Below are 11,592 nucleotides of genomic sequence, written 5' to 3'. Positions count from 1 at the left end.
GGCGTAGCCGGAGTTACCGGCCCCACAGGAGCCACCGGCGCGACAGGAGCAGATGGCGTCACCGGCCCCACAGGCCCCACAGGAGCGGCAGGAGCTACCGGCGCAGACGGAGTTACCGGCCCCACAGGAGCCACCGGCGCGACTGGCGCAGACGGTGCCACCGGCCCCACGGGTCCTACCGGCCCCACGGGTCCTACCGGCCCCGCTGTCACGGCTGCTGCCATGAGCGCGTCCAACACCACGGGGGAGAGCCTGAATGTGGCCCTGGGCGGCATCAGCGTACCGCTGCCCAGCGCCCAAAACCTGGACGGCTTTACCGCCAACGGGACCGACACCTCCTTCACGGTGCCGCAGACCGGGACCTATCTGGTCACCTACCAGGTCAGCCCCACTGTGGCAGTAGCCATGTCCTCCCAGGTGCTGCGCAACGGCACGGCAATTCCAGGCTCGGTGCGGTCTCCTGTGGCCACCACAGAGTATAGCGCAACCGTTATCACCCCGCTGACAGCGGGGGACACGCTGACCCTACAGCTGTCTGGCATTGCGGCAGTGGTGGTTCTTCAGGGGGGCTCCGGCGCGTCTCTCAACGTTGTCCGTCTGGCATAACCAGAGCTCTTCCTGTGTTGAAAAAGGGAAGCCTCCTGCCGTTTGGGGGCTTTCCTCCCTTTATTTCCATACTTGACACAAGAGAGGAGAGGACCCGGTATGAGCGCCATCAGCCTTTGTATGATTGTTCGGGATGAGGAGGACGTATTGGAGCGCTGCTTGAGCTCTGTGGCGGATTTAGTGGATGAGATCATTATTGTAGACACCGGCTCTCAGGACCGCACCCGGGAGATTGCCCGAAAGTTTACGGACCATGTGCTTGAGTTTCCGTGGGTCGACGATTTTGCGGCGGCAAGGAACTTCTCCTTTTCCCAGGCCACCTGCGAGTACAGCATGTGGCTGGATGCGGACGATGTAATCGACCCGCCGGAGCGGAAAAAATTCCTTGCCCTGAAGGAGAGCCTGGGCCCAGGCGTCGACGTGGTTATGCTGCCCTATTACACCGGCTTTGACAGCCAGGGGCAGGTCACCTTCTCCTACTACCGGGAGCGCATTGTCCGCACCGGGGCGGGGATGCTGTGGAAGGGGGCAGTGCATGAGGTGATTGAGACCAGGGGAGGGGTGGTTTATGGAGGCTGCGGGGTCAGCCACCGGAAGCAGAAGCCCTCTGACCCGGACCGGAACCTGCGGATTTTTGAGAAAATGCTGGCCCAGGGAACCCGGCTGGACCCCCGCCAGCAGTTTTACTATGGCCGCGAGCTGTATTATCACCGGCGTTGGCAAGAGGCCCTGAAGGTGCTGCGCCGCTTTTTGCGGCAGGGAAAGGGCTGGGTGGAGAACAACATAGAGGCCTGCCGGCAGTGCGCCTGCTGCTGGTATGCCCTGGGCAGGGAGGAGAGGGCCCTGGAGGCGCTGCTTTCCAGCTTTGCCTACGACTGCCCCCGGGCAGAGGTCTGCTGCGACATCGGGCAGCATTTTTTGGACCGCGCCCTTTGGGAGCAGGCCGCCTATTGGTACGAAAGAGCTTTGGCCTGCGAACGCCGGGACGGGCTGGGGGGCTTTGTGCAGCCGGAGGCCTATGGGTTTTTGCCCAGCATTCAGCTGTGCGTATGCTATAGCAAGCTGGGGCGGCAGGAGGAGGCAGAGCGGTATAACGAGCGCGCCGCTGTCTACCAGCCGGATTCGCCGGCAGTGGCCTATAACAGGGAGTATTTCGCCAGCCTGAGGAGCAAAGCCTGACAGCCCCTGCCAGAGCAGGCTGAAAAAAGAGGGAGAAACGGTACAGTCTGTGGGCTGTGCCGTTTCTCCCTCTTGCATTTTATGGCGGGCTTTCTTCGTTTCAGCACACGCCGGAATGGAAAAGATGGCGCATGGGCGGGCCGGGTCCCGTTCAGGGAAATCAATTTTGTGAATATAAATTCACCAAGGCTCAATGAAATTGTGGCTTCGGGAATGAATTTGTCGCATTTGGAGCTGTTCAAGGTTCAATTATAAACCCATTTTGGATGAATATACGCAAAATTGATTTCCCTGGTCCCGTTCCTCCGCTATTTACAAGCCAGGGAGGAATGTGGTAAAATAGCTGCGGCTCACTCTTTTGGGGACGAACCGCTGGCAGGGCGGGTCAAGCCTCCCCGGCCTCCGCTGCTTGTCTGTTTTCCGCAAGATACCTCTCCGGATAGAGAAAGGCGTCGGCGGAAACCTGGTACAATTCCATCAGCAGTCTCACTGTGGGCAGGGCAGGCAGAGCCTTTCCGGTTTCGTAATACACATAGGCTGTCCGGCCTACCCCCAGCTTTTCCGCAAGCTCCGCCTGAGAATACCCCGCCGATTTACGCAGCTGCCGCAAGACCTGAGCCAGCTGTTCCATTAGATTATCCATTGCTATCACCTCGTGACAAGTATAGCATAAAAAACCTTTCCCGTACAGCAGTGAAATAAAATATTATTTCTAATCCGAAGTCCGTTTTCGCTTTCGGCTGTCAACTGTCCAGAAAGACCCCTGAGGTCCGGGAAATTTTTCACTCAAAAGAAAGATTTTTCCAGCAGGTTGGTCCGGGATGAATTTTTTCGTCATACATACGCCGCTGCATGTCCGCCAAAAAATGTTCTGTCCTAACCGAAACGCCCTGGGCCAGAGTCTGGGAGCAAGCAAGTGCCGGGGCCCATTCTCCACAGCCCATGACAAATTGAAGAAACAGGAGGAAGTATCTATGAAAATTGTTTTGACCGAGCCGCTGGGCATTTCGCCGGAATTATTGGAGAAATACGCCCGGGAGCTTCGGGAGCTGGGGCACAGATTCGTTGCCTGCCCCCACCGCCCCGAGAGCCTTGCGGAGCTGTGCAGCCTGGTAGAAGACGCGGACGCCGTTATGCTGGCCAATATGCCCTTCCCTGGGGAGGCGGTGCGAGCCGGCAAGAGCCTGCGATACATTGACGTGGCCTTTACCGGGGTGGACCATGTGGACCTTGCCGCCTGCCGGGAGAGAGGGGTGGCGGTCTCCAATGCCTCGGGCTATTCTGACACCGCGGTGGCAGAGCTGGCCTTTGGGCTGATGCTGGGCCTGTCCCGGCGGCTGCTCTCCTGCGACAGGGCTGTGCGGGGCGGCGGGACCCGGGAGGGCCTGATTGGCACGGAGCTTTGGGGCAAAACCCTGGGCGTGGTGGGCACAGGGAGAATCGGCGGTCAAGTCATTGCCATTGCTCTGGCCTTTGGCATGAGGGTGCTGGCCCACAGCCGCACCGTCAAGCCGGAGCTGGAAGCCCAGGGCGTGGAGTTTGTCCCCCTGGCCCAGCTGATGGAGCAGAGCGACGTCGTCACCCTGCACATCCCCCAGAATGCTGAAACCACCGGCCTGATCAGCCGGGCGCTGCTGGAACGCATGAAGCCCAACGCCCTGCTGATCAATACCGCCCGGGGCCCTGTTGTGGACAATACCGCCCTGGCGGACCTGCTCCGGAAGGGGCGCATTGCCGGCGCGGGCATTGATGTGTTCCAGCAGGAGCCGCCCATTCCCCAGGACCATCCTCTGCTTACCGCGCCCAACACCCTGCTGGCCCCCCATGTGGCCTTTGCCACCCAGGAGGCTTTGGAGAGGCGGGCGGCCACTGTGTTTGACAACATGAAGAGTTGGCTGAACGGCACTGTGAAGAACCGGGTTTGCTGACGCCGCGCTGGCGGAGTTGATTGTTATATTTATATATAGAAGGGGAGCTTGCAGAAAGAAACGCCCCTTTCCGTCCAGAAGATTTCTCGACCAGGAGCCTCCTTATGCTGATACCCGGAAAAGAGACAGAAGAAAAACGGCGGCACAGTACCGCCTATATTCCCTACAGCTTTTATGACTGCCGGCTGCCCACCTATTTTGCCAGCGTTCCCCTGCACTGGCACAGCGAGTTTGAGCTGGACTATGTGGTGGCGGGGGCGGGGGAGTTTACCTGCGGCGGCGAGAAGCTGCTGGCCGGGCCCGGCGACCTGATGCTTCTGCCCCCCAGTATGCTTCACGCGGCCTACCCCCGGGGAGAGGCGGGGCTGAACTATTATGCCCTGGTCTTCAGCCCGGCCTTTTTGGGCGCGGGGCTGGGCGACCGCTGCTCGGTGGAGCTTTTGCGCCCTTTAGCCGAGGGAACCCGGCAGCTGCGCAGCTGCACGGCCTCCGGCTCAACCGGCTACCCGGCTTTGGGCCAGACGGCGGAGAGGATATTCGCCTGCGCCCGGGGGCAGCTGCCCCTGCCTGAGCTGCTGCTGAAAAGCGAGCTGCTGCGGCTGCTCTGGCTGCTGGCCTCAGACCGGGAGAGCGCCCGCCCCCACACGGTTAGAGAGGGGGGAGAGGCGGCGGTTCGGGCCGCGCTGGAATATATGCAGCACCACTATCAGGAGCCGGTGCACATTGCCCAGCTGGCTCAGACTGTCCACCTGAGCGAGAGCTACTTTATGGCCAGCTTCAAGCGGGCCGCGGGGGTCAGCGCAATGGAATATCTGGCCCAGCTGCGGGCCAACGCCGCCTGCGAGGCCCTGACCGGCACTGCCAGGCCAGTGGCGGAGATTGCCAGCGCAGTGGGCTTTGGCAACCTGTCAAACTTTAACCGGCAGTTTAAAAAGATTGTGGGCTGCACCCCTATGGAATACCGGCGCAAGGTTGCATGGAAGAGGCTTGAGCAGGAAAGAGACAGAAACTGAGGCGGCGCGGCTAGACTGCGCCGCCTCTTTTAAGCTTGCACCGATAGAATTTGTGCCAGGGGGATGGAGCAGAATTTGCCGGTCAGACTGGCGCAGCGGCCTATTGACACAGGCTTTGCTCCGGCAGAGCGTCCTGCGCTCTCAAAAAAATGCGGCTGCGTCAGACAATATTTTTACTCCAATGGCGAGTTAATAGACAGAGGGCCCTCCCAATCCGAAAAAAGGAGGATGCGAATGGAAGACGATCAGATTGTCCGGCTGTTTTGTCAGCGGGACGAAACCGCCATTGCGGAAACAGAAGACAAATACGGCAGCTTTTGCCTGGGCATTGCCACGCGCCTGCTCTCGGACAGCGAGGACGCCCGGGAGTGTGTCAACGAGGCGCTCTATCAGGCCTGGAGCCGTATACCGCCCCAACGCCCGGAAAAGCTGGGCCCCTGGCTGGGCCGGGTGGTGCGCAACACCGCCGTGAGCCTGTGGCGCAGAAACCACCGGCAAAAGCGGTACAACGGCCTGGACCTGGCGCTGAGCGAGCTGGAAGACTGTATTCCCTCTCAGGAGGACCCGCAGCAGGAGATGGAGGGCGTTGAGCTGGGCAGGACCATTAACCGCTGGCTGGCCTCCCTGAAAAAGGAGGACCGGGTCCTGTTTGTCCGCCGGTACTGGCATGGCGTATCCCTTGCCGGTCTTGCCAAAGAGGCGGGCGTGCCCCCTGAAAAGCTGGCGCAGAAAATGTACCGGCTGCGGCAGAGGCTCAAAACTTTTCTGGAAAAGGAGGAGGGCATTTGTGAAGACTATGGACAGCTGCGCTCTGTTTGAGGGCATCGGCCAGATCGACCCTATGTTTATTGAGGAGGCCGGCCACCCTCTGGGCCGCTCCTCTGTCCCCCCTGTCCGAATGACAAAGGCAGGCGCGCTGGCAGCGTCCTTTGTCGTGGTTGCCATGCTGCTCTTTGGGATCAACACGGCATTCCCTGCCTTTGCCGAGAGCCTGCCCCTGGTCGGGGAGGCCTTCCGGCGGCTGAATTCATTGGGGGCCAATGCGCCCACTTATGACGGCGTGGTACAGCCGGTGGGCGTAACTGCCGGGAACGATGAGTATTCGCTGACTGTGACAGAGGCGTATTGCGACGGGGAATATATTTTCTTTGCCCTTCAGCTGGACCCCAGGGACCCCCGGCTGCTGAAAATGCAGACGCTGGAAACCGCAGAGGGGGAGGATGGCGTTCCCGGCTGCAGCATTACCGTGGACGGAAAGGCGGATGGGCTGAACTATGAGCTTCCCCGCTGGCTCCGGCAGGGCTGCTGCTTTGAGAGCGCACCCGTCAAGCTCCGCCTGCCCCAGCCTGTAAACGCCGGAGCCCAGCTTGCTGTGGCTGTGGACATCGGCAGTCTGCGCACCCAAGAGGCCCCCGGCGGGGAGGAAGGGCAGATTGTCTCCATAAAGCCAGTTTCCCTCCGGTTTACCCTGACCGCCGACGCCAGACACAACCAACAGCAGGCCGCAGAAAATGCCCATGTGGGCAGTCTAAGGCTGACCGGATGGAGCAGCTCGCCCAGCAAGTTCAGCGTGACCCTTGCATACCCGTACTTTGGCCCGGAAGGCGTTGGAGCCGCCGCAAGAACAGAGGACGGAACCGAGTTGGGGGAGGATATCCGGGAGAACGGCGACCTGGACGGCAGAGGATACCGGCAGGGAGAGGAAGCCGTGCAGACCTGCACCTTCATTGGCGTGCCAGAGGGGGCCCGCCGCGTAACGGTAGTTGTCTACCAGGGAAGGCCAGAGGAGGAGCGGCGTGTCTGGGGCGAATTCACCATTGATTTGGAGACCGGCCAGGTGGCGGCTGTAGGGGCGGAGGAGAGCTGGGAGGAGCCTCAAAGGCCCCCTGCTCCTGACAGCTGAATACCGGTTCTACAGCGAAGCGCGTCCCGGCTGGGGCGCGTTTCCGGCGTTTTTTCGACAGCTCCCGGTAAATTCCCTCTACTCCGTGGAAGTACCGGAACCCTGGGGGAGCCTCAAGTCCCCCCTGGCGTGCATCAAATAAAATGCCAGGTAGGACGCTCTGCGGCGCAGGTTGCTCTTGCAAAATGAGAAAGAATGTGTTATAATAAGCGTCAAGTAGCACAAGGGACCTCTCTTTTCCCTAAAGCGCAGGGGACAGGGGAGGATTTCCAGTGGGCCGGCGCAGCGTCAGCCGTCTTCTTCTGGCCTCCGGAATGGGGGAGAAAAGGGCGGGTGTGCCGGAGAATGCGGGAGGAATATGGGGGCGGACAGGTCTGCGCGGCGGGACGCCGTGAACCATGTCAGGCGGGGAACCGAGCAGCATTAAGCGGATGTTCCCGGGCGATGCAGGTCGCCTGTCCGTTCCCATATTCCTCCTTTGTGCTTTTGCCGGGCCGGGCGTTTCCCGTCTGCCCGGCCATTTTTCTCGAGGGGAGCGTGGGCCCGCATGTATAAGGTCCTTTACCGCAAGTACCGGCCCCGGTTTTTTGCCGACGTGGTGGGCCAGCCTCAGGTCACTGTCACCCTGAAAAACGAGCTGATTCGGGGGCGGGTGGCCCATGCCTATTTGTTCACCGGCTCCCGGGGGACAGGAAAAACCACCTGCGCCCGCATTCTGGCCCGGGCGGTCAACTGTTTGGAGCCAGTGGACGGCGACCCCTGCGGCAGGTGCCCGGTGTGCCAGGGGTTGGAGGACGGGTCAATTTTAGATGTGATGGAGATCGACGCGGCCAGCAACAACGGCGTTGAGAGCGTGCGCAGCATCATTGAGGAGAGCAATTTCACCCCGGCCACCGCAAAATACAGGGTGTATATTATCGACGAGGTGCATATGCTGTCGCCCGCCGCCTTTAACGCTCTGCTGAAGACTTTGGAGGAGCCCCCGGCCCATGTGGTGTTTATTCTGGCCACTACTGAGGTCCACAAGCTGCTGCCCACCATTCTCTCCCGCTGCCAGCGGTTTGACTTTCACCGGATCGACCCGGAGCTGATGGCGGACCGGGTGATGGACGTGGCCCGGCAGGAGGGAGCCCAGGCAGACCGGGAGGCTGCGCTGCTGATTGCCCGGGTTGCCGACGGCGCCCTGCGGGACGCGCTCTCGCTGCTGGACCAGTGCCTGGGCCGGGCGGAGCATGTAACGCTGGATGTGGTGCAGGCCGCTGCCGGACTGGCTGCCCGGGAGTATCTCTCTGAGCTGGCAGAGGCGGTTGCGGGCTTAAACGCTGCCGGAGCCCTGGCCTGTGTGGACCGCCTGCACCGGGAGTCCAAAGACCTGAACCGGCTGTGTGGGGAGCTGGCGGAGTATTTCCGGGGGCTGATGCTGCTGAAAACCATGCGGGACCCGGGAGAGCTGATTCAGGCCCCGGCAGAGGAGCGGGAGGCGATGGCCCGCCTGGCCCGGGTCATGAGCCTTGCAGATGTGCTCCACGGGCTGGACTGTTTGGAGGAGGCCATGAACAAAATGCGCTTTGGCAGTCAGCGCACCCAGTTGGAGATGGCTCTGGTGCGGCTGTGCTCCCCTGAGCTGGACACTGCGCCCGAGGCCATTCTCCGCCGGCTGGAAGCCCTGGAACGAGGGGGTGGGCCCTCCTCTCAGCCCGAGAGGAGGGCCCCAAAGCCCCACGCGCCCCAGGCAGACCGGCAGGAGGCTCCCCAGCCCGACAGGTCCGGGGAGTTGGAGGAGCTGTTTGCCCAGCTGGAGGACAGCCCTGCGCCGCCTCCTCTGCCTGCCAGCCCTCCCCAGGGAGAAGCGCCGCCTGAGCGGCCCGCCCCCCGCCCGGAGCCCCCTCCGCAGGAGGCTCCCCGGCCGGTGCCGCCTCCTGCGCCACCGGCAAAGGCCCCGGTGGACATTGAGGCGTTGGCGGCTTCGGCGGTGCGGTTTCCCCAGTGGCCGGAGATTCTTCATCTTCTGCGGGACGGCCCCAAGAGCACCGCAAAGGCCTTTGACGGCAGCACGGCCTATGTGGCCAATGACGAATTTTTGCTCATCGACGCCCCAGAGCTTGCCTTTGACCTGCTGAAAAGCCCCCAGCAGAGGGAGTATCTGCGGGGGGCGATTCGCAGTGTGACGGGGCGGTCTTATAAGCTGGGCCCCTACCGAAAAAAGGGAGCGGTCCAGGAGCAGGACCCCCTGGACGAGCTGATGGAGCGGGCGAAAGCGGCAGGAGTACCCACCCAGGAGGCATGAGCGCAAGCTTTCAGTCTGCCTGAACAGAAGGAGCAAAACTGTCAACTTAGAGAAAGCCGCCGCTATGGTTCTTTTGGGGAGACAAGAAACAGATTTTTTCTTTCACCGGCCAGCTCGCTGCTAGAAAAAGTCAGGCAAGAGAAAGCCCGGCGGCTGCGGGAGGGTTGCGCGGCGGGACAATGAGCGTCCGGCGGGTACGGATTTATAGAGCTTTTCCTTCAGGCACAGGGGGCCCCGTGGGCTTGGAGGAGAGGCTTTTTCTTCTGAACAGCCGCGCACAGGGGGGCTATGATTTCCGGCTATAGACTTATTGCAGAAGATTCCGAAGAATTGGAGTGATTGGGGGGTGTGTTCCAACGTGTTCCAGGCTTTACTGGTAGATAAAAAATGGCTTTCGCATAGAGGGTAACGGGAAAACCCGGAACACACTGGAACACACTTAGAAAACACGGAGGCCGTGCATCAAATAAAATGCCCGGCAGGACAGTCCCGGCCCTTTTCTAATGCTTGCGTTTTGCCCCTTTTTATGCTATAATAGCCACAAACTGCATTGCGCGGGGAACAAACCCAAAGTGTAGATGCCGGTAGCGCGTTGCTTCGCGGCTTCGCGACTTGCCCACCGCTAGGTGTGCTAGAATAACCGCAAACTGCGTTGCGCGGGCACAAACCCAAAGTGTGGATGCCAGTAGCGCGTTGCTTCGCGGCCCCGCGAATTGCCCACCGCCAGGTGTAGATGCCGGTAGCGCGATGCTTCGCGGCTCCGCGGATTGCCCACCGCCAGGTGGGCTTCACTCAAACCCCAAGTCGAAAGGAAGGTCTTAGCCTATGAAAGCCAGACTCCCTCAGGGATTCAACACCCCCGGCGCTGCCAATCTGCAGCAGCTGGCCCGTCAGGCCCAGAAAATGCAGGAGCAGATGGAGGCCATTACCGCCGAGCTGGAAGAAAAGGAGTACACAGCCGCCGCAGGAGGCGACGCCGTGAAGGCCATTGTCACCGGAAAGATGGAGGTGAAGGCCGTGGAAATCAAGCCTGAGGTCATTGACCCTGAGGATGCGGAGATGCTGGGGGACCTGGTCACCGCTGCCGTGAACGAGGCTCTGCGGGCCGCTGCCCGGGAGAAGGAGGAGCGCATGTCCGCCGTGTCGGGGGGCATGGGCATACCGGGGGTGATGTAAGTTGGCCGAGTACCATGTGGGGCTGCTGGGCGCGCTGATCGACAAGCTAAACAGCCTGCCCGGCATCGGCCCCCGCACGGCCCAGCGGCTGGCCTATCACCTGCTGCATATGCCAGACCCCCAGCTGGAAGCCCTGCTGAAGACCATTTGGGACGCCCACCAGAACCTGCGGGAGTGCCCGGTGTGCCGCAATCTCACCGACCAGGAGCTGTGCCCCATGTGCGCCGGGGACCAGCGGGACCGGACGGTCATCTGTGTGGTGGAGGAGCCCAAGGATGTAACCGTGCTGGAACGCAGCGGAGAGTTCGGCGGGCTTTATCATGTGCTGCACGGGCGGCTGTCGCCCCTAAACGGGGTGGGGCCCGACGAGCTGCGCATTAAGGAGCTGCTGGCCCGGGTGACCCCGGAGGTCCGGGAGGTCATTCTGGCCACCAACGCCACCACCGAGAGCGAGGCCACGGCCCTGTATGTAGCCAAGCTGCTCAAGCCCCTGGGGGTGCTGGTGACAAGGCTGGGCTGCGGCCTGCCCTCAGGGGGCGAGCTGGAATATGCCGACGAATACACCCTGAAAATGGCCCTGGAGGGCAGAACGAAGCTGTAATCTGTTCAATCGACCCGGAAAAGGAGGGACCAGTCATGGCTGAAAAGACCGGGACCAAGACCATTGCCCAAAACAAAAAAGCCTTTCATGATTACTTTGTAGAGGAGTCTTTGGAGACCGGCGTGGAGCTGGTGGGCACGGAGGTAAAGTCCCTGCGTCAGGGCAGGGTGAACCTGAAGGACGCCTGGTGCTCGGTGGTCAGCGGGGAGATGCTTCTCAACGGCTGCCATATCAGCCCCTATGACTTTGGCAACCGCTTCAACACCGACCCCATGCGGGTGCGCCGCCTGCTGCTGCACAAGCGGGAGATCAACCGGCTGTACGGCCTGGTGAAGCAGCAGGGCTATTCGCTGATTCCCCTGTCTCTGTACTTTAAGGGCAGCAGGGTAAAGGTACAGCTGGGCCTGTGTAAGGGCAAAAAGCTCTACGACAAGCGGGCGGACATGGCTAAGCGGGACGCCCAGCGGGACATGGAGCGGGCCCTGAAGGAGAGAAACCGGGGGTAAAAGCTACCGGCACGGGGAGGAAAACCATGCTTTGGAACGCAAGGAACGGAGAGGTCCCCCTGGGCGGAACCCGGATGAGCTATGCCTCCTTTGGGCATGGGAGCCGGACCTTGATTCTCCTTCCCGGGCTCTCTGACGGGCTGGCTACTGTAAAAGGAAAGGCCCTGCTGCTGGCAAAACCCTTCACCTCTTTTTTTGAGGCGTACAAGGTGTATCTGTTCAGCAGAAAGGATGACATGCCCCAGGGCTATTCCATCCGGGACATGGCCCGGGACCAGGTGGAGGCAATGGACCGGCTGGGAATCAAGAAAGCCTGCGTCCTGGGCGTGTCCCAGGGGGGAATGATTGCCCAGTATCTTGCCATAGACTTCCCCCAGCGGGTGGAGAAGCTGG

At 61.2% G+C, this 11,592-nt stretch carries 12 protein-coding genes and 1 other RNA gene; 12 read left to right on the top strand and 1 reads right to left on the bottom strand.

Features of this window, described 5'->3' with window-relative positions:
- Nucleotides 1-606: BclA C-terminal domain-containing protein (locus ACTO5E_RS08115; RefSeq protein ID WP_482302909.1), on the top strand; the 606-nt coding region annotated here is incomplete at its 5' end.
- A gap of 99 nt (nucleotides 607-705) precedes the next feature.
- Nucleotides 706-1,785: a glycosyltransferase gene (locus ACTO5E_RS08110; RefSeq protein ID WP_482302908.1), complete on the top strand. Its 1,080-nt coding sequence runs from the start codon at nucleotides 706-708 to the stop codon at nucleotides 1,783-1,785.
- 385 nt (nucleotides 1,786-2,170) lie between these two features.
- On the opposite strand, the gene ACTO5E_RS08105 is transcribed toward ACTO5E_RS08110, so the two are convergent.
- Complete coding sequence (locus ACTO5E_RS08105) at nucleotides 2,171-2,428, bottom strand: helix-turn-helix domain-containing protein (protein WP_482302907.1); 258 nt, start codon at nucleotides 2,426-2,428, stop codon at nucleotides 2,171-2,173.
- A gap of 331 nt (nucleotides 2,429-2,759) precedes the next feature.
- Here ACTO5E_RS08105 and ACTO5E_RS08100 point away from each other — a divergent pair, with 331 nt between their 5' ends.
- From ACTO5E_RS08100 to ACTO5E_RS08055, 10 genes are all read left to right on the top strand, one after another.
- Entirely contained in the window at nucleotides 2,760-3,713 is a 954-nt protein-coding gene (locus ACTO5E_RS08100) for an NAD(P)-dependent oxidoreductase (protein ID WP_482302906.1), read from the top strand.
- Nucleotides 3,714-3,817: 104 nt separating this feature from the next.
- Complete coding sequence (locus ACTO5E_RS08095) at nucleotides 3,818-4,726, top strand: AraC family transcriptional regulator (protein WP_482302905.1); 909 nt, start codon at nucleotides 3,818-3,820, stop codon at nucleotides 4,724-4,726.
- Nucleotides 4,727-4,960: 234 nt separating this feature from the next.
- Entirely contained in the window at nucleotides 4,961-5,545 is a 585-nt protein-coding gene (locus tag ACTO5E_RS08090; protein WP_482302904.1) for an RNA polymerase sigma factor, read from the top strand.
- Nucleotides 5,523-6,629, top strand: a complete 1,107-nt coding sequence (locus ACTO5E_RS08085) for a DUF4179 domain-containing protein (protein WP_482302910.1) — start codon at nucleotides 5,523-5,525, stop codon at nucleotides 6,627-6,629. Before ACTO5E_RS08090 ends, ACTO5E_RS08085 begins: the two co-directional genes overlap by 23 nt.
- A 366-nt stretch (nucleotides 6,630-6,995) precedes the next feature.
- Nucleotides 6,996-7,093, top strand: an RNA gene (gene ffs / locus ACTO5E_RS08080) — signal recognition particle sRNA small type.
- Nucleotides 7,094-7,176: 83 nt separating this feature from the next.
- Complete coding sequence (gene dnaX / locus ACTO5E_RS08075) at nucleotides 7,177-8,916, top strand: DNA polymerase III subunit gamma/tau (protein ID WP_482302903.1); 1,740 nt, start codon at nucleotides 7,177-7,179, stop codon at nucleotides 8,914-8,916.
- A gap of 825 nt (nucleotides 8,917-9,741) precedes the next feature.
- Complete coding sequence (locus tag ACTO5E_RS08070; RefSeq protein ID WP_482302902.1) at nucleotides 9,742-10,092, top strand: YbaB/EbfC family nucleoid-associated protein; 351 nt, start codon at nucleotides 9,742-9,744, stop codon at nucleotides 10,090-10,092.
- 1 nt (nucleotide 10,093) lies between these two features.
- Nucleotides 10,094-10,693, top strand: coding sequence for a recombination mediator RecR (recR, locus tag ACTO5E_RS08065; protein WP_482302901.1), 600 nt, complete (start codon nucleotides 10,094-10,096; stop codon nucleotides 10,691-10,693).
- 35 nt (nucleotides 10,694-10,728) lie between these two features.
- On the top strand, nucleotides 10,729-11,199 hold the full coding sequence (smpB, locus tag ACTO5E_RS08060; RefSeq protein ID WP_482302900.1) for an SsrA-binding protein SmpB: 471 nt from the start codon (nucleotides 10,729-10,731) through the stop codon (nucleotides 11,197-11,199).
- A gap of 26 nt (nucleotides 11,200-11,225) precedes the next feature.
- Nucleotides 11,226-11,592, top strand: a 367-nt coding sequence (locus ACTO5E_RS08055; protein WP_482302899.1) for an alpha/beta fold hydrolase, incomplete at its 3' end; no start/stop codon positions are given.

It is taken from the genome of Acutalibacter sp. (genome assembly GCF_056800975.1).
The sequence above is the reverse complement of the archived record's forward strand: the minus strand, read 5'-3'. Positions and strand labels throughout refer to the sequence as shown.

What these genes read in the sequence shown, in the direction of transcription:
- ACTO5E_RS08110 (WP_482302908.1), top strand. Translation starts at nt 706, where the DNA reads ATGAGCGCCATCAGCCTTTGTATGATTGTTCGGGATGAGGAGGACGTA.
- ACTO5E_RS08105 (WP_482302907.1), bottom strand. Translation starts at nt 2,428, where the DNA reads ATGGATAATCTAATGGAACAGCTGGCTCAGGTCTTGCGGCAGCTGCGT.
- ACTO5E_RS08100 (WP_482302906.1), top strand. Translation starts at nt 2,760, where the DNA reads ATGAAAATTGTTTTGACCGAGCCGCTGGGCATTTCGCCGGAATTATTG.
- ACTO5E_RS08095 (WP_482302905.1), top strand. Translation starts at nt 3,818, where the DNA reads ATGCTGATACCCGGAAAAGAGACAGAAGAAAAACGGCGGCACAGTACC.
- ACTO5E_RS08090 (WP_482302904.1), top strand. Translation starts at nt 4,961, where the DNA reads ATGGAAGACGATCAGATTGTCCGGCTGTTTTGTCAGCGGGACGAAACC.
- ACTO5E_RS08085 (WP_482302910.1), top strand. Translation starts at nt 5,523, where the DNA reads ATGGACAGCTGCGCTCTGTTTGAGGGCATCGGCCAGATCGACCCTATG.
- dnaX (WP_482302903.1), top strand. Translation starts at nt 7,177, where the DNA reads ATGTATAAGGTCCTTTACCGCAAGTACCGGCCCCGGTTTTTTGCCGAC.
- ACTO5E_RS08070 (WP_482302902.1), top strand. Translation starts at nt 9,742, where the DNA reads ATGAAAGCCAGACTCCCTCAGGGATTCAACACCCCCGGCGCTGCCAAT.
- smpB (WP_482302900.1), top strand. Translation starts at nt 10,729, where the DNA reads ATGGCTGAAAAGACCGGGACCAAGACCATTGCCCAAAACAAAAAAGCC.